The sequence below is a fragment of the Cryobacterium sp. 10C3 genome, from assembly GCF_034314285.1.
GTDB classification, from domain to species: domain Bacteria; phylum Actinomycetota; class Actinomycetes; order Actinomycetales; family Microbacteriaceae; genus Cryobacterium; species Cryobacterium glucosi.
Genome location: NZ_JAVIWF010000001.1, coordinates 85,300 through 102,308, shown reverse-complemented (window position 1 = coordinate 102,308; position 17,009 = coordinate 85,300). Strand labels below are relative to the sequence as shown.

Annotated in this window: 14 protein-coding genes and 2 pseudogenes; 9 read left to right on the top strand and 7 right to left on the bottom strand. The window is 60.0% G+C overall.

The window, feature by feature from the left end; all coding sequences use genetic code 11:
• The first annotated feature begins 28 nt into the window (after nt 1–28).
• Complete coding sequence (locus tag RGU41_RS00465) at nt 29–1,183, top strand: ROK family protein (RefSeq protein ID WP_322135166.1); 1,155 nt, start codon at nt 29–31, stop codon at nt 1,181–1,183.
• A 155-nt stretch (nt 1,184–1,338) separates the two neighbouring features.
• Nucleotides 1,339–1,575 carry a hypothetical protein gene (locus tag RGU41_RS00460; RefSeq protein ID WP_322135165.1) on the top strand — a complete coding sequence of 79 codons (237 nt, stop codon included), beginning with the start codon at nt 1,339–1,341 and terminating at the stop codon, nt 1,573–1,575.
• A gap of 315 nt (nt 1,576–1,890) precedes the next feature.
• On the opposite strand, the gene RGU41_RS00455 is transcribed toward RGU41_RS00460, so the two are convergent.
• Nucleotides 1,891–2,922 carry a LacI family DNA-binding transcriptional regulator gene (locus RGU41_RS00455; protein ID WP_322135164.1) on the bottom strand — a complete coding sequence of 344 codons (1,032 nt, stop codon included), beginning with the start codon at nt 2,920–2,922 and terminating at the stop codon, nt 1,891–1,893.
• A gap of 158 nt (nt 2,923–3,080) precedes the next feature.
• On the opposite strand from RGU41_RS00455, the gene RGU41_RS00450 reads away from it, so the two are divergent.
• The 6 genes from RGU41_RS00450 (at nt 3,081) to RGU41_RS00425 (ending at nt 11,324) form a co-directional block, all read left to right on the top strand.
• Complete coding sequence (locus RGU41_RS00450; protein ID WP_322135163.1) at nt 3,081–4,997, top strand: glycoside hydrolase family 127 protein; 1,917 nt, start codon at nt 3,081–3,083, stop codon at nt 4,995–4,997.
• A 37-nt stretch (nt 4,998–5,034) separates the two neighbouring features.
• Nucleotides 5,035–6,393: a sugar ABC transporter substrate-binding protein gene (locus tag RGU41_RS00445; RefSeq protein ID WP_322135162.1), complete on the top strand. Its 1,359-nt coding sequence runs from the start codon at nt 5,035–5,037 to the stop codon at nt 6,391–6,393.
• Between the two features lie 244 nt (nt 6,394–6,637).
• Nucleotides 6,638–7,345, top strand: coding sequence for a sugar ABC transporter permease (locus RGU41_RS00440; protein ID WP_322135161.1), 708 nt, complete (start codon nt 6,638–6,640; stop codon nt 7,343–7,345).
• Between the two features lie 185 nt (nt 7,346–7,530).
• Entirely contained in the window at nt 7,531–8,226 is a 696-nt protein-coding gene (locus tag RGU41_RS00435) for a carbohydrate ABC transporter permease (RefSeq protein ID WP_322135160.1), read from the top strand.
• A 752-nt stretch (nt 8,227–8,978) separates the two neighbouring features.
• Complete coding sequence (locus RGU41_RS00430) at nt 8,979–9,953, top strand: sigma-70 family RNA polymerase sigma factor (protein ID WP_322135159.1); 975 nt, start codon at nt 8,979–8,981, stop codon at nt 9,951–9,953.
• Nucleotides 9,954–10,298: 345 nt separating this feature from the next.
• Nucleotides 10,299–11,324 (top strand): hypothetical protein, encoded by a 1,026-nt coding sequence (locus RGU41_RS00425; RefSeq protein WP_322135158.1) that lies wholly within the window; start codon nt 10,299–10,301, stop codon nt 11,322–11,324.
• A gap of 11 nt (nt 11,325–11,335) precedes the next feature.
• Here the strand turns inward: RGU41_RS00425 and RGU41_RS00420 are convergent.
• The 6 genes and pseudogenes from RGU41_RS00420 to RGU41_RS00395 form a co-directional block, all read right to left on the bottom strand.
• A pseudogene (locus tag RGU41_RS00420) lies at nt 11,336–11,572 on the bottom strand (recombinase family protein); the annotation flags it as partial.
• Nucleotides 11,573–12,453: 881 nt separating this feature from the next.
• Entirely contained in the window at nt 12,454–12,663 is a 210-nt protein-coding gene (locus tag RGU41_RS00415; protein WP_322135157.1) for a hypothetical protein, read from the bottom strand.
• An 806-nt stretch (nt 12,664–13,469) separates the two neighbouring features.
• Nucleotides 13,470–13,901, bottom strand: a complete 432-nt coding sequence (locus RGU41_RS00410) for a DUF302 domain-containing protein (protein WP_322135156.1) — start codon at nt 13,899–13,901, stop codon at nt 13,470–13,472.
• A gap of 106 nt (nt 13,902–14,007) precedes the next feature.
• Nucleotides 14,008–14,301 carry an SHOCT domain-containing protein gene (locus tag RGU41_RS00405; protein WP_322135155.1) on the bottom strand — a complete coding sequence of 98 codons (294 nt, stop codon included), beginning with the start codon at nt 14,299–14,301 and terminating at the stop codon, nt 14,008–14,010.
• 129 nt (nt 14,302–14,430) lie between these two features.
• Complete coding sequence (locus tag RGU41_RS00400) at nt 14,431–15,060, bottom strand: sulfocyanin-like copper-binding protein (RefSeq protein ID WP_322135154.1); 630 nt, start codon at nt 15,058–15,060, stop codon at nt 14,431–14,433.
• Between the two features lie 634 nt (nt 15,061–15,694).
• Nucleotides 15,695–16,269: pseudogene (locus RGU41_RS00395) on the bottom strand (recombinase family protein).
• Nucleotides 16,270–16,554: 285 nt separating this feature from the next.
• Here RGU41_RS00395 and RGU41_RS00390 point away from each other — a divergent pair.
• The gene (locus tag RGU41_RS00390; protein WP_322135153.1) at nt 16,555–16,995 is read left to right on the top strand and encodes a hypothetical protein; all 441 of its coding nucleotides are present in this window, start codon (nt 16,555–16,557) and stop codon (nt 16,993–16,995) included.
• Nucleotides 16,996–17,009: the final 14 nt, after the last annotated feature.

The window sequence follows — 17,009 nt, the reverse complement described above, 5'->3', positions numbered from 1 at the left end:
GCACCATCACATTGCCTATGCTGGCAAGGTGACCGATGTACGAGCTGTCGCCCCGCGAGATAGGGCCCTTGAAGACCTGTACGACCGTATTCGGCTTGCCCCCGAGGGACTTTCTCGTTCAGAACTGGCCTCATCGACGTTGATGTCCCCAAGCGGTGTCACATTCCTGGTGCGTCGGCTTTTACGCGAAGGCCGTGTGGTGGAGGTCGACCCTCTCGCGAAGGGCAAGGGATCGGGGAGCGGTCGACCAGCTCTACGTCTGCTCCCGACTCCATTGTCGGGATGGGTAGCGGGTATCGATTTTGGCCACAAGCACATTTCCGTGGCACTGGCTGATGGTTCTGGCGCGGAGATTGCGAGCGCGACGACGCTGCTGAACGTCGACTTGAACGCGCAGGAGGCAATGAATGCGGCCTGCGAGCTTCTGGACCGGTTATGTGAAAAATACGAAGTCGGCGATCTTGTCACGATTGTTGCGGGTATCCCGGGCCCCGTGGACGCGCAACGCGGAGTAGTCCGATCGCCCACGATTTTGTCGGGCTGGGTCGGGCTTGATCCGGCTGCAGAGCTACAGCGGCGCTTGGGGCACAGCGTGCTGGTAGAAAATGATGCAGTCCTCGGCGCGATCGGAGAACATCGGCGCGGTGTGGCATCCGGGCATGATGACGTTCTTTACGTGAAAATTTCCGACGGCATCGGAGCGGCACTCATTCTGGGAGGCCGAATCTACAAAGGCTCAGCAGGATTAGCTGGGGAAATAGGACATAATCGACTCGAAAACAACGCGGAGCTGTGTCGCTGCGGTAGCCGAGGGTGTCTTGAGGCAGTGGTTTCAGTCGACAGTGTCGTCGCGCAGCTAGCCCACAGCCATGAAGGCGTCACCATCGACCGAATCGACAGCCTCCCCTTCGCAGATGAAATCACGGACCGCATCTTCAGTGACGCCGGTCGCACCGTGGGTCAAGCCTTGTCCTCGCTGTGTAACCTGCTCAACCCCAGTCTCTTAGTGGTCGGCGGCACACTCGGAACGGCCAATCCTGCGCTTCTCACCGGCATCAGACTGGGTATCGATCAGTATGCGCAACCTGCAGCAGCTCAAGGAATGACCGTTGCAGCGGCAGAACACGGAAGCCGAGCCGAACTCGTTGGAGCGCTTTATCTCGCCGCCCGCGCAACTTTCTAACGACCGGAAGAGCTGACGCTGCACGTCGTGACCAACTGACTCGGACCGAAAGGCAGACGAACGTCGGCACGGACGATCGTCAAGAGCTCTCCCAGATCAGCCCGCTCGTCTGTCTATGACGGGTAATCAAAAATCCCATGTAGGTCCGCGCACTTATGACGCTGGCCTCCATGATCATGGGCGCCCTCACTGGATTCTCTCGCACGGCCGCCTTGAGTGCCGAAGTCACCGTTAAGGATCACGAAGTACGTGATGCCGAACAAGGCCACCGACCATCCGATGTCGACTTCGATCGCGGCGACGACCTCGGTCGAAATTCGCAGGGCGCCCCGACCGCCCAAGCATTGCCGACAAGGGCGATGAGTACGGCGGCGATCACCGGGCCTGCGTGAGCGGAGATGCCGCTCCTCGCCGACAGTAACCCCCTTGCGCTCTGCCGCTCGGCGACGGGAACAGCCTCCTGCACCAGTCCCGTGGATTCAGGCCGGAAGAAAGCACTCGCCGCACCGTTACCCGCCTACAGCAGGACCATCGCCCAAAGCGCCGAGGCATGCTGCGTCAGGATCAGCGCACGCACCCTGCGTACACAACTGCACCAAATCGCTGGTGGCCATGAGGCTCTTGCGCGGCAATCGGTCAGCCCAGGCACCGCCGAGCAGCACAAAAACGACCACCGGGACAGCCCGACCGGCGAGCACCCTCAAGTCTTAGTATTTTGGCGAAGTGGACCCGCGGTGAATTAGCCGCGTCTTGACTTCGTGGGTCCCTATCGCGCGATCGCCGTCAATCGCCCGGAACAGTAGCCGGGCGGCGTTTCGCCCGAGTTCCTCTAGATTCATGTCGATAGTTGACAGCGGAGGGCGGGCTTGGGTGGCGATGAGCTCCCAGTTGTCATGCCCGAGTACCGAGATAGCACGAGGAACGTCGTAGCCGTCTTCTCGGAGTGCGTCTACCACACCCCTTGCAATTGCGTCGTTGCCGCAGAGCACGCCGTCCATGAGCGAATCGACGCTCAGCAAGTGGCGCACCGCGTTGCGTCCCCATTCCTCCGTCCAGCCGCCGTACAACGCTGAGCCGCCGACGAACTCGAGTCCTTGAGCGAACAGACCGGCTGTGGCTCCGGCAACCCGGTCAGTCGCCGCTCGAAAAGTCGGATCTCCAGCGATGTAGCCGATACGATCTCGCTGCGAAGATATGAGGTGCTCGGCGGCCTGACGGCCAGCACCTACGTTGTCGCTGATAACAGAAATGTCGTCAGGCGACGAGCTCGGTGCGTATGCATAGACCACGGGTATCGGAAGAGCAAGAGAGAGCGGATCGCGTGGGTTAGTGCTGTCGCCAACAATGATGAGTCCGTCCACTCGGCGGCTGAGGAGAGCGCGAACGTGATGCTGCTCGCGGATCGAGTCGCCCCGTGCGTCGCACAAGAACACCGACACCTCACCAAGTCCGAAGGCGTCCTCAGCGCCCATCATGACCGGTATAGAGAAGCGTCCGTCGAGGTCACTCGTCAGCAACCCGACCGTCCCCGTGCGGCCGCTGTGCAGGCTCTGCGCCTGGCGGTTGGGCGTGAAGTGAAGCGATTTAGCTATCTCCTTTACGCGTGCGCGGGTCTCTGGATTGACGCGGTATCCGTCGCTCAGCGCTTTCGACACGGTAGAAACGGATACACCGGCTGCGGCTGCGACATCGCGGATAGTGGCCGTCAGTGAGGCCCCCGAGTCCTTGATGATCGTCATATTGACCTCCTCGGGTGGACATGTTGACAAGAAAAGAAAGACCGGTTAGATTGTGTGAAAAGGTTTTCACTGTTTTCCTAAATGCACCCGTCAGTCGGGCAGAAAAAGTGAAAACTTGTGAAACACATTTTAGCTCTTCCTAGTTCAAAGGAGAACTCGTGCCAGGCACGTCCCCCGCGGTCATCACCCCTTCATCGACGACCGGTCCGCTTGGAGCGATTGCCTACGGGCAGCTGAACCCGCTACCCAGCACTGCCGTATCCCTTGACGCCGATAGTTTTCTCGGTGAGTGGCAGGCCCGCAACCACGACGCCTCCATCCGCCATTGCGTCGAGAATCTTGAGTCCTCTGGCGTGCTTCACAATTTTCGACGTGTCGCGGACGGCGAAGCAGGCAACTACAGAGGCATGTGGTTTGCGGACACTGATCTTTATAAGACCCTTGAGGCGATCGGATGGGAGAGCGGTCGTGTCGGTGCTGTCGTCGAGGGCGAGTTCCTGAACACTGCACTGGGACTTATCGAGCGCTCACAGGATGCCGACGGGTACATTAACACGCACATCCAAGGGGACGAAACCAAAACTCGGTGGCTAAACCTAGTGTGGAGTCACGAGCTGTACACCGCCGGCCACCTCTTCCAAGCGGCAGTAGCTCTCGTTCGGGGCGCAGGCGAAAACCGTCTACTTGAGGTCGCCCGACGCTTCGCTACGCGGATCATTGAGGACCTTGGCGAGCAAGCAGACGGATACGACGGACACGCCGAGATCGAAACCGCGTTCGTCGAGCTCTACCGTCTTACCGGCGAACGCGCGTACCTTGATTTCGCCTGCAAACAGATCGAACGCCGCGGCCAGGGTCTGCTACCGAAAGACAATCTCGGCACCGAATACTTCGGTGACCATGCTCTCATCCGCGATGTGCAGGACGCCACAGGGCATGCTGTACGCCAGGTGTATTTCGCGACTGGCGCCACCGATGTGTACTTGGAGAATGGAGAGCGCGACTACTTGGACGCGGTGACGCGAATCTGGGAAAGCGCCTACTCCGAGAAGACGTATGTCACAGGCGGCCAAGGATCCCGGCATACGGGCGAGGCCTTCGGAGATCCCTTCGAGCTTCCGCCGGACCGCGCCTACGCTGAAACGTGCGCCGGCATCGCGAGCTTCCAGTGGAACTGGCGCATGCTTCTCGCGACCGGTGATTCTCGCCACGCCGCCGAGATGGAGACGGTCCTCTACAACACCATTGCGGCCTCCGTGTCCTTGGACGGCTGCCATTTCTTTTACACCAACCCGTTGCAGATGCGCACGGGTCACCGCGGTGAGAACGACGGGGATCCTACCGAGCGACTCAGCTGGTTCATGTGCGCGTGCTGTCCTCCCAATCTCGCCCGCCTCGTGGCATCGTTGCAGAACTACGTCGCGACCACAGACGCCTCCGGTAGCCTGCAGATCCATCATCTATTCGCTTCGACGATCCGCTCCGAGTCGTCTGCTGGCATAACTGAGCTCGCGATCACTACGAATCTGCCATGGGACGGACATGTGGAGCTTGCGATAACCGGGGCAGGAGTCCGCGAGATCGCCGTTCGCATTCCCGCGTGGGCGCATTCGACTACAGCCACCCTAGACGGCGCCGCGCTGCTTGTCGGTAAAGACGGTTACGTACACGTCATCCGTATCGGCGACGCGGCGCAGCTCTTGGTGCTCGAACTTCGTGTGGAGCCGTCCATTGTGCACGCCCACCCTCGGATTGACTCCGTGCGCGGCACGGTAGCACTACGTCGCGGACCGCTCGTGTACTGCATAGAAAGCGCTGACTACGAACCTGGCCTGATCCTCGAAGACGTGCGACTCGACGTTTCGAAGGGCCTGTCAGAAGTGGGGACCGATGCACCCGGCGTGAGGGTCGCGATCGCTGGAAATGGTCGAATCGAATTCCCAGATACAGAGCTATACCGAGAATCGACCCGACCGGGCACAGAGCCGCACGACATCACCGTCACCGCCATTCCCTACTTCGCGTGGGGCAACCGAGGAGCAGGCGCCATGCGCGTCTGGATCCCTACGATCTGACACTGAAACCGCCTTATGCCCCTCGTTCATCGGGCACATGTGCCTGACCACCAAAAGCATCTCTCTACCAACCCAGCTGCACCACTCAACGAAGAGGAAACACATGAAATCTCGAAACCGCAAACTCATCGCTCTCGGTCTCGGGGCCGCGCTGCTCGCCGGTGCCCTCAGCGGATGCTCCGGTGGGTCGTCCTCGTCCGGCGTCACGACCATAAACTGGTGGACTCGGGTCGGTGACGACCGCGCCGCATTCGCGAAGAAGTTCAACGACACCCACACAGACGTCCAGGTGAAAGTAACTCAGGTGTCCGATGACCAGTACGTCAACAAAGTCGGCACGGGAGTCCGCAGCAACAACGGCCCGGACGTGCTCGACTTCGACGTCGCGAACAGCCCCTTGTTCGCCGCAACCGGCGTACTTGCCGACGTCAGCGATAAGGTCAACGGACTCGACTTCGCACACGACCTCAACCCGGGCATGTCCAAACTCGGAACCTACGACAATAAGACCTACTCGGTTCCGTTCATCGCAGGTCCCTCCATCCTGCTGTACAACAAGACCCTCTTCAAAAAGGCCGGCATCCAGACCGACACCCCGCCAGCGACCTGGGCTGGAATCGAGGAGGACGCTAAAAAGGTCCGTGCCCTCGGCGACGATATCTACGGGTTCGACATCCCCGGTGCGTGCGGTGGTTGCCTTTCGTTTGCCGCGCAGCCCCTCATCTGGGCGTCGGGCGGCACCACGATGACCGCCGCAAGCCCTGACCAGACAACGACGTACAGCACGTCGCCGCAGGTTGCGGACTCCTTGAAGTTTTATCAGAAACTCTGGCAGGACGGTGTCGTGAACCCGGCTGGCCAGACCGAGGCCGGCGCGACCTGGGGTGCCGACTGGAACGCCGGCAAGGTAGGCATCCTCCTCGCCGGATCATGGCTTGTATCCCCCGCGGAAAAAGGTGGCAGCGAGGTCGGTTACGGTCCGATTCCGAACGCAGACGGCAGCAACTTTTCCACTTTCGCCGGAGGGGACAACATCGGCGTCACCGCAAGCTCTAAAAACCCCGACGCCGCCTGGGAGTTCGCAAGCTGGCTGCTCGATAAGGATCAGCAAGCCTCGATCGCCGACACCGGATCCTCTCCGGTGCGAAGCGACCTGCTGACCGCCGACTTCGCCGCCAAGTATCCGCTTGTGGCTCTGCAGCTACAAGTCAGTGCAAAATCGGACGCGCCAGACAGCATGGCCACAAACGCGCTGCAGCTCAGTGCCACCTCACCCTGGCTCGCAGCTTTCCAATCCATCGTCTACAACGGCGCTGACGTCAACGCGACGTTAACCAAAGCCGACGCGGATTCGGCACCGCTGATCAAGCAGGCCTACGAACAGGCTGGCCAGTGACGGCACCAACCGTCACCCGCGCCGGCGCAAAGGCAATTGCTGCCCCTGCGCCGGCGCGGCGCCGCCGTCACAGCTTGGAACGGAGACGCTCCGTCGCCGGCCTGATCGCTGTATCACCCGCACTTGCGCTGATTCTCATGTTCTTTGTTGCACCCATGGTGCTGATGTTCTGGATGTCGCTCAACAACTGGCCACTTCTCGGGGCCGTGCAGAAATTTATCGGGGGGCCAACTACGCCGAGGCCGTGACGGACGGCACCTTCTGGAACAGTGTTCTGTTCACTTTGAAATACACGCTGATCATTACTCCGATCGAACTTTTCCTCGGTTACGCCCTCGCGCTCATCGTGCGCCGACGTTTCCGCGGGGTCGCGTTCTTCCGTGCCGCCTACTTCGCCCCTGTCGTGGTCGGTTTTGCCAGTGGTGCCTATATATTTCTGTTGCTCATCCAGCCCGAGAGCGGTCTCTTCGATCAAATTCTGCAAGGACTCGGCATCACTAGCGCACCTCTTCCGTGGCTCACTGATTCGAATTTCGCGCTCTTCACCGTCGTGCTGATGATCACGTGGAAAACCCTCGGAACCTCCATCATTCTGCTGATGGTAGGCATGCAGAGCGTCCCCGAGGAAATCCGCGAGGCCAGCCTCATGGATGGGGCAAGCTGGTTTAAACGCGAATGGTTTATCACCCTGCCACTCATGCGTTCTTCCGTCGCGCTCGTCCTCATGCTGAACCTCACAGGGTCGTTCCTAGCCTTTGACCAATTCTTCGTTATGACGCACGGCGGCCCCAATCAGTCGACCGTGACAATCGTCATGTGGATCTACACCAACGCTTTCGTGCGTTACCGACTCGGCTACAGCGCCGCATTATCAATTCTGTTACTAGTCCTTCTCGTCATATTCACCGTCGCGCAGATACGCGCACTCCGCGACCGATCCGAAGAGTCATGATGTCTGCATATTCAGCCGCCCGATCTAGCACCCTCCGCCCTAGATCAGTCCGTCAGCCCCTTAACCGAGCAGCGCACTATACGGTCGCGACGATCATCGCGCTTCTCTTCCTATTTCCAATCGCCTGGACAATCCTCCGGTCTGTGCAGACGCTCTCCGTCGCGGGATCTGGAGTCGGCCCCCAGATGTTCCAGGGCCTGACGTTCGATAACTACACGGCACTTCAGGACTCCGGGGTAAGCCTCTGGACATACACCGCGAACTCGGCCATCGTCGCGCTCGGCACCACGGCACTCACCACGGTCGTTGCCACTCTCGCTGGATACGGGCTCGCCCGGCTCCGATTCCCCGGCGCCGGCGCCGTTTTCGTCTTGTTGCTCGTACCGTTCATGGTGCCCTTTCAGGGCATCCTCACACCGCTGTTCACCCTTATGAACACGCTCGGGCTTACCGACAACCTCATCGGTCTTGTGTTCGTCTACACGACGTTCCAGCTGCCCTTCGCAATCTTTGTGATGCGAAACGCGTTCTCCACAGTGCCCAAGGAGCTAGAAGAAACGGGCATGATCGACGGACTTTCGACATTTGGTATTCTCCGTACGCTGCTACCGATGGTCACTCCCGGCATGGCGACCGTGGCACTCTACGCATTCATTTTCGCTTGGAACGATTTCCTCGCCGCCCTCATCCTCATCACCTCGCAAAACAGTTTCACCTTGCCGGTCGCGTTGGTGAACATTCAGTCTGGGCAATTCGGACAGGTCGACTTTGGAGTGCTCAGTGCTGGCGCCACCGTCGCGACGATTCCTTGTCTCATCGCGTTCCTGCTCCTGCAGCGCTACTACGTCAATGGCCTGAGCGCGGGCGCCGTTAAAGGCTGACACTTCCCTTCCCTCTCACAACAACCAACAAAGAAGGTCCGGCCACCATCCCTCCACGCGGCCCTGTGACCGCAGCCGGCGCGCTCGACGATATAGCCTCGTGGCCCTGACCCTCTCGTGAGTGCAGGCTCTCTCCATCAGTAGCTTTCTTCTGCGTGCGAATTTCGCGAACGCCCCAGTATCAAACAACTGACGCTGAACATCATCACGACCCTGCATGCATCAAGGTCTAAACACTCCATCCGAAACCGTGCGTCGACACGCTTTCATCGCCCAAATGTCAGCAAGTTCGTAGGACCTGCACCGTTCGAGGAGCATGTCTTTTTTGCCGCGGCCGTCGGTCCCAGACGACCTCACGGCTGACCAACGAGGGGCTTCTTTCCAACTCATCGCGACTTGACGCAGCGACGGTTGAACGCCCCCATACAGGGGTGCGCAGGGGTGCGTCAACCCTCTTGAGAGTTCTCTTTTCAGCATGTGTACTGAACCTCCCATTGTGATTTGGAGGCGTTCATGCCCGAACATGTCCTAGCTTCACGTCAGCCCGACAGCGTTAGCTTAGTCGCCGTTTCCGCGACGACCTGGCAAGTACGAGGTCAGCGAGACGGGGATGAGCCAGCCTCCGTTATCCTCGGCTACATTCAACACGTCGGGAATACCTTCGAGGCAACGAATCTCATCAGGCCTCTAGAATGCCGTGCCATGTCCACCCTGGCCCGAGCGGTGGAGAGTATCGCCGGGGCGGCAACGAAATGAGCGCCGAAACCCAAGCCCCGACGACCACCTCCCCAGTCTCGCTTGTTCGCCCGGCGGTCGCCGGGCGCTATGCGCGCGAGGCCACGGATGCTTTCGGTGACTATCTGCGCCGTATCGGCAAGGGCCCGCTCCTGAGCGCCGAAGACGAGGTCAACCTCGCCAAGCAGATCGAAGTCGGACTGTTCGCCGCCGAAAAACTCGCGCACGGGGTCGACGACCCCGAACTCTCCCGGGAACTCTCCTGGCTCGCCCACGACGGCGGCCGGGCGAAGAACCACTTCATCGAAGCCAACTTGCGCCTCGTCGTCAGCATCGCCAAACACTACTCCGGCCGCGGGGTGCCGATCATGGACCTCGTCCAGGACGGCAACATCGGCCTCGTCCGCGCGGTAGAAAAGTACGACTTCACGACCGGCTACAAGTTCTCCACCTACGCCACCTGGTGGATCCGCCAAGCAATCCACCGCGGCATAGCCGACAAGTCCCGCATGATCCGCATCCCCGTGCACACCGCGGAAAAGCTCAACAAGATCAAGCGAATCCGCCGCGACCTAATGATTTCCCTCGATCGGGAACCAACCATCCAGGAACTGGCAGCTTCCAGCCTGCTCCCGGCCCAGGACGTGTCCCGGTTGCTCAGCTACGACCGCGAACCCATCTCTCTGGACATGCCGATCGGTGATGGTGTCGGGGACGTCTCCGAACTCATCCAAGACGGCGACCTGCCCGAGCCCGAGGAATACGCGACCCTGACCCTGCGCCGGGCCGATATCTCCTTCCACCTTCACCGACTGCCGTCCCGGGAACAGGCCATCTTGACCGCCCGGTTCGGACTCGACGGCAGCGAGCCGCACACCCTCGAACAGGTCGCAGCCGTCCAGGGCGTCACCCGGGAACGCGTCAGACAAATCGAAAAACGCGCCCTCGCATTCCTGCGCGTACCCCGACTCGAACAATACCTCTACGACTAAACCCAATAAGGACGACAACCCCCGGTCGGTTTCGGTCACGGTGAGGAACTTCGCACCTTCGTGCGCGCGTTTGCTGGCCCCGGCAGCATGTGCAGGTCAACAGGATTCCGTACAGCGACGGCTAACCCACGACTGAGCGGCGGCCGAACCCCCGACAAGTCCAGAGGTGTGAGCTGCTGCGGTAAAACCTTCTACGCGTGAAGTGGGCCAAGTAAAAAACTGAGACAACGGTGCTCGTCTGGCGAAATTGGCGGAATTCAACATTTTTCGAGCGGCCCCATTTTCGGGTTGACTACGAGGCTGCTGAGTGTGAATATCACGATCCGACCCGAAAGGCGTACAACCATGAAAGTACTCGCATACATTTTGTCGGTGCTCGTGGCAACCGGCCTAATTATCGGCGGCACCTTCCTGATCCTCGTCCAAGCGCCAACAGATTCGAGCGGGCTGCTTTTACTGGCGATCGGTGCGCTCTGTGTCTTCATCTACGGCCCACTCCTCCTGGGTTCAATCACGTCCTATTGGGATGTGAAGAAAACGAGCGAGAGTCGACGGTATTTCAGATGGTGGTTCGGGATAGTGCTCGGGCTCGAAGCACTCGGAGCGATCGCGATCATTCTCTATGCGCTCCTCACCCACGCGCCTGCTTGGCTGCCGATCGTCTTCATCGGATCCGGGGCCGCGCTCACCGCGGTCGCATTGCTCGTGGGACAAACGCTCCTCCGACACGAAGAAGCACGTCCCCTAGTCGAACAACCCTGGGCTCCGATCAGCCGAAGGGAGATCGTGCGCAAGATCACCATCGTTGCCATCACCTTTGTAGCCACACTCGTGCTCGCTCTCGTGCTGTTCACCGTTCTCGCCCGCGGGAGCACGTCCGCCATCTCGGAAATCGGCGTACAGCTGACCTTCGCGGCAGAATCTGCGTTCTTCGCCGCGGCCCTTGCCTGCATACTCGTTGCCCTGCCACTAAATCGCCGTCTTCGCGAAAGCGTCAGCCGGGACCTTGGAAGACTGAGAAAGATGGGCAAGGTAGTGCTACGCGGCAAGCAACTAGAGCTCGATCACGACGAGCAGGTCGCAGCGGCCAAATACGCGGTGCTGATTTCTATAGTCTTTCCCTTCCAACTCGCTTACATCACGCTGCTCTATATCGGCCTCGGAATCCAGCAAGTACAGTCCCTCGTGTCGGGAACCCGATCAGACTTTTCGATCGGGCTACTTATCGCGCTCATCGTCGCGCTGCTGGCTTTCTTCCCTCTGTTCGGTCGACGGATATACCGGGCACGCAAATACGCCCGAGACCACGCAGAACTTCTTCCCCCAGCTGATGTCACGTCCACCCCCACCACCAACGGCCTCGTCCGTTAGCGGAGAGCCTTTCAAACCTCAGCGCGGAGATACGCGTAAACAGTTTCACGGCTGATACCAAAGTCTCGAGCCAGAGCAGCCTTCGTCACACCGCCGGCCGCCTTCTCACGCAACTCCGCAGCCCGGGCCGCATCCAGAGATGGCGCGCGGCCTCGGTACACACCACGCCTCGGCGCCACGGCAATACCCTCGCGTTGACGTTCACGGATCAGAGACCGCTCGAACTCAGCACCCCCCCCCCTGAGGCTGCCATAGTCAGTCGTCGGGTTGGCGTTGCAGTCGCCCACTTTTATTGGAGTGGGGGCAATCGTTCCGCTCACCGGGGCGCTATTTCCCCGCGGCATGATTCTGGACCTGGTCTACAACCTCGGTGTTCGCCACCGGTTTCATGCGCCGGCGCTTCCGCCCACTCCGAGACCGCGACAGTTTTCATACCTACTGTCCACCGTTCTCATTGCAGGTTCAGCCTTGTCCTTCTTCAACGAAGGCGCCCGCAGGTCAAACCCGGAACGCGACGATCCGGCACTGTGTGAACCCCACTCCGTTATGCCAAGGCCGCACGCTCTTCGCCACCTTGGCAAGAGATGCTGATGCTCGGTGATTTGAGTATGACGGGATGCCGAACGGGATTATCGAGCCGATTGGCTTCGGTCTAGACGGGTTCTTGCCGCTGATCGGTAGCGGCCGGCGTCCCGGTGGCGTTTTGCGTCTTGCCCGTCGGGGTCGACTTAGGTGCACCGACTGATTCCCGTGTTGTGGGAGCTGCCGCCAAAGTCCGTGTAGGTGTTGGTGGTGTCCTGGCATCTGCTGGTATGTCTCAACGCATAGAAGAGGGCCCTCAGCTAGAAGTCCGAGTGGCCCCGGTGGGCTCGAATCACGAGCGTCAGGCTGCGTGCAAAGACAATGGCGGAAAGGATCAACACGAACCAGACCCCTTGGTCGGTGGACCCCATGGCAAGTTGAAGGGCGCTCACAACGAGACTGATCCCAAAGGTGAGAATCGCTAGTCATTCGATGATGAGGCGTCCATCGCGCGGCGCTTGTCGTTCAACCACCGGCAGTACCTCCAGTTTCGATCTTTCGCCGATTGACTGCATGGATTTCGCAAGACCCCAAGCAGAAGAGTTTCCTACTTTGGAGGAATGGGTTTCTTTAGGACTCTATAGCTGCCAAAGCCCACGACGATGAGGCCAATCGCAGATCCCGCCAGGGCGTAATTGGCGAGGATGGGCGGGTTCAGAACCATGAACACGACGTCGGCAATTACGATAAGAATTCCGCCGATGCCGATCCACAAAAACAGCTTGGCCCTTGCCTCTGGCGTCAGTTTTTGAGTCATGCGCACAGAGTAATCCTTTTGGAGTTCAGCGCTTGAGCGATCGTGATTGCGCTGCCGACTATCGAGGACGCTCCCAGACTTGCATCCTGCCACAGGGGTGGAAACCAGTGCGCTGAACCTCGTCTGAGCGAGGGGTGGCCCCGACGAGCGTGTCAGCGCATTGTTCCAGAGTGCGGCAGAAGTCCGAACTGGCCTGGTATGCGACAACGGCGTAATCTGCGTTCCATGGATCGCAGGACGCGAGTGATCACTTCGACCATATTCATCATTTCCGGGATCGGGCTCGTGGTCGCGGGCATCGCGGTGCTCGCGCAGCAGCCAAGGACGTTAGATATCATCACTCAAGGCGCCGTCTTCTTAGTTTCGGGACTGCTGATACCTGTGATCGGACCGGCCATGATGCGCCGGCTCTACAGGCGACCGGCAGCTCCTTCTGGGCACACACCACTCGCGGCCGCTGGTCGAGACCCGGGGGTCAGCACCGTCCCTTGAGTCGGCGAGCTCGCCAGGACGCGCTTGGTGACGGACAAGAGAGCCCCAAGGATGGATAGGGGCGCCACTCTCCCAGCCAACAGCCGCGCTTAACGCCTGCGTTGTATTGACGAATGATGCCGACTGTGCTGAATTCGGAGGACATGGTCGCTCTCGGAGGCACAATCCTCACCACCACCCATTGGTGTCTCGGATCGTGGCTCTACAGACTATTCTTCAGTCACGCGGCCATTTGAGCTGCTGACCGGGCAGGTTCCGGGACGGGATGCCTGAAGCGCTCACGGTGATGAACAGGTTGGCAGAATCGCCGAGGGTCACCTGCCTTCGCTGCCCGCCGCAGTGGATTCGAGGCTGTTCAGCGCTGCTCGCAGCCGGGAATCGGCGTCTATGGCAACCTCGCGAATTGCCGGGCTGTCACTGAGTTGGACCATAGTCATCGGGTCGATGGCTTGAACGATTGTCTCGCTCGCATTAGGGCCGCGGCGAACGACGACGTTACAGGGAAGGAGTACGCCCATGTCCGGTTCTGCGACCAAAGCTCGCTGAGCGAGAAGGGGATTGCACGCGCCGAGGATGACGTAATCGCCCAGGGCCTGGGCGCTGTCGACACCCAACTTGGCCTCAAAGGTAGACCGGACGTTGATTTCGGAGAGAACTCCGAAACCTTGTTCCGCGAGGAGTTCCCGGATCCGGCTCACCGATTGTTCGTACGGCAGCGAAACGGTGACCGTGTGGGTGTAACTCATGGATTCTCCAATGTTCGCACCATGGCGAAAAGTTTGGACCGGCCGGCCGTCCCGATCATACGACTGAGACCGCCCAGCAGGAAGCTGCTGGGCCGACCAATGGATTTCATTTGGCTTTCTCGCCGAGCACCTTCAACCGTTCGCGGTATTCCTCGGCGTTCAGTTCACCCTTGGCGAATCGTTCGTCCAGAACCTGACGCGCGGCGCTCGGTCCTCGTGGACGCGAATCGGCTGACGAATCATCGCGCCGACCCCGGTTCGCTCCGCCGGCCGAGGCGCGGACTGCCCAGATGACCAGTAAGACAATGCCGACGAGTAGGAGCAGCCCAATCGGCCAAACCCACCCCGCCGCACCCATGTTGTACCCATTTCCCCACATCATTTCTTCCTCCTTGTTCATTCCGTCCGGTCGGGCAACGCCCGACCCCGATGTATTCAAGCTACCGTCACACCCCGAGGGGTAAACAGGTTCGGGATACGGCTCTACACATACGTCGACACCCTTGACCGCTACGTCGCGTCGGTGTGCCTAGGAGACCGTGAACTCGCTGTACATTCCTGCGGAATAGTGACCGGGAAGGTTGCAGAGCACCTCGTAGCGTCCGGGTGCCAGATCCATAGGCACCCAGCTAGCAGCTCCGGGCGTGATTCCCTCACCGGCGCCCTGCCCGTTAGTGGTGGATGCTTCGCCGAGGCTGCCGCTCTCATCGACCTTTCCATCGCTACCAACGGCTCTCGCGCCCACGGTCTGTGAATCGGACAGCGGCAGGACCAGCAGCTCGTGACTGATGCTGCCCCGATTAACGGCCAGGAAAGACACCGTTCCGTGAACGACGCTCGTACGATCAAGCATCAGGCCCATGATCGCACTGGAGCTTCGCCCAGCACTACGGCCGGACATCATGCCGCCAGTGCCGTCCATCATGCGATTCCCGCCACCAGACATCATGTTCTGGCCACCATTCATCATTTGTCCACCCATGTTCATCAGGGCAACATTGACGACGGTCCCAGGCAGTGCCGGAACACTCGTCGCCACGGAGGCGAATCCGCTGCTGGTCGGACTACCCGTCATGGCGCTGACCGACAGGCCGGTCAGACCGACGATGGCCACCACCCCGCTGACAATTGCAGTGGCAATGATTATCTTGCGACGCATGAGCTACTCCCCTACTGATTGGTACGTACTCACCACTGTGCCGCCCCAGTGTGCAGACTCGTTGGCGGGCATGTGCAGATCGTGTGGAGATCCCGACGCGCTGCCTCCCATCCGGAAGTAGAGAAGCAGGTGCTCACTCTGGCAGGCACCGATAGCCAGTGCGCAAGCGAGGTAGGTTTTCTAGCCCCAGGTGGGCGAGGTGATGTGTAGGATCATCGCATCAGAGCGCCTGTTCTATGCGTCATAGCGTCCCATCCCTGACCGTGACAATCACGTGTACTAACAAATTCACGGCCGTGCCCGTGAGCCTGGCTAGCCCGACAACTCCCGCCGGCCAGGAACCTAGGCCATGGTTCACTGACCCGCCCGAGGGGCACGCACAGGGATAGATGCGGTCATTTTTCTGGCGTGTCTGTCGCTGCGGTGCGCATACTGGGCTCATGCATCGCGATGACGTGTCACTCACATGTGCGAGTTGTCATCACCGACTCGAATCCGCCGGCACCATTTCACATCCCTACTTGTATTGCCCGCACTGCCACACCGCCGTCCTGACCGGACGCCCAGGTCTTCCTGGGCGGCGAGGCCGTGGAGCGCGCTGAGGCGCCGACTCCCTATTTGCCGGCTTGGCGCGTTAGCGAAGAGTTTTTCCGGCCTCCGCGCGGAGATACGCATAGACGGTTTCGCGGCTAATCCCGTATTGGCGAGCGAGTACTGCTTTCGGCACGCCAGCGGCGACTTTTCTCGCAGCTCCGCTGCCCGGGCCGCATCCAACGATGGGGAGCGCCCGCGGTACACACCACGCTTCTTCGCCAGGGCAATACCCTCGCGCTGACGTTCACGGATCAGGGACCGCTCGAACTCAGCAAAGGCCCCCATCACGTTCAGGAGCAGGTTCGCCATCGCGTTGTCCTCCCCGGTGAATGAGAGTTGCTCTTTCACGAACTCGACCCGGACCTTCTTCTCCGTGAGCCGGCGCACGATCGAGCGAAGATCCTCCAAATTGCGGGCAAGGCGATCCATCGAGTGCACGAGCACGGTATCGCCATCCCGGACGAACTTGATCAACTCCTCCAGCTCGGGCCGATTCAGGTCCTTCCCGGACGCCTTCTCCTCGAATACCCGGTCGACAGGGACACCATCCAGTTGCCGGACGGTGTTCTGATCGAGGGTACTGACTCGCACATATCCAACTCGTTGACCCGTCATGAAGCCCCCGGCCCTTTCTGTCAGGTTGAACTCTAAAACCCGACAACGCGGGCCGTCAGACAATCCAAAGCTAACCCTATCCTGACAGCATTAAATACATAAGTCTGACGTCTAGTTGTGGTGTACCCCACATCGACACACAGATTGCAGCTCAACACCACTCCCCCGTAGCGTTTGATTCCGGCAACGAGTCTTGAGCGCCTTACCCCCCCCCGGGAATTCTGCGGCAGCCGTGTCGGCCTCCGACCCAGCTCAGTAACGATCATTTCTGACAAACTTGGTCTCATGGACTACATCGCCGTCAGGGCCACCGTGGAGGACGTGATCGATGCGATGTGGGCGACTGATCCTAAAGAGCGTTTATTCGTCCGTGACGGATGGCCGGCAGCCTCCTGCGAGAACGTCGCCGTTGCGGTTGCAGCAATGCTTGAAGAGCGCGGGCTTGGGCAGTGGACGTTCGTTCAAGCCAGCCGCCCCGGAGGGTTAAGCGGCCACGCCTGGCTCGAATGGCAAGCGACAGACGGTACCGTGGAGTTTTCCATCGACCCAACCCTGCATCAGTTCGCCGGGCACCGCGACCCGTTCATTGGCGACGGGCTGACCCCCGCGGCTAATGAATTCACGGATGTGAACTATCGGGGGTCTATTTGGGAGTGGCCTTATCTTGGGACCGAGAGCCAGATTTTTCGTCGACTCATACGCGCGGTGCGGGAACAAGTGGCATAACTCTTAGCGCCGGG

Bases quoted from the DNA above. Each gene is read 5' to 3' on its own strand.
- RGU41_RS00410 (WP_322135156.1), bottom strand. From the start codon at position 13,901: ATGAGTTACACCCACACGGTCACCGTTTCGCTGCCGTACGAACAATCG.
- RGU41_RS00400 (WP_322135154.1), bottom strand. From the start codon at position 15,060: ATGCGTCGCAAGATAATCATTGCCACTGCAATTGTCAGCGGGGTGGTG.
- RGU41_RS00430 (WP_322135159.1), top strand. From the start codon at position 8,979: ATGAGCGCCGAAACCCAAGCCCCGACGACCACCTCCCCAGTCTCGCTT.
- RGU41_RS00460 (WP_322135165.1), top strand. From the start codon at position 1,339: ATGACGCTGGCCTCCATGATCATGGGCGCCCTCACTGGATTCTCTCGC.
- RGU41_RS00415 (WP_322135157.1), bottom strand. From the start codon at position 12,663: ATGACTCAAAAACTGACGCCAGAGGCAAGGGCCAAGCTGTTTTTGTGG.
- RGU41_RS00435 (WP_322135160.1), top strand. From the start codon at position 7,531: ATGTTCCAGGGCCTGACGTTCGATAACTACACGGCACTTCAGGACTCC.
- RGU41_RS00425 (WP_322135158.1), top strand. From the start codon at position 10,299: ATGAAAGTACTCGCATACATTTTGTCGGTGCTCGTGGCAACCGGCCTA.
- RGU41_RS00445 (WP_322135162.1), top strand. From the start codon at position 5,035: ATGTGCCTGACCACCAAAAGCATCTCTCTACCAACCCAGCTGCACCAC.
- RGU41_RS00390 (WP_322135153.1), top strand. From the start codon at position 16,555: ATGGACTACATCGCCGTCAGGGCCACCGTGGAGGACGTGATCGATGCG.
- RGU41_RS00405 (WP_322135155.1), bottom strand. From the start codon at position 14,301: ATGAACAAGGAGGAAGAAATGATGTGGGGAAATGGGTACAACATGGGT.
- RGU41_RS00455 (WP_322135164.1), bottom strand. From the start codon at position 2,922: ATGACGATCATCAAGGACTCGGGGGCCTCACTGACGGCCACTATCCGC.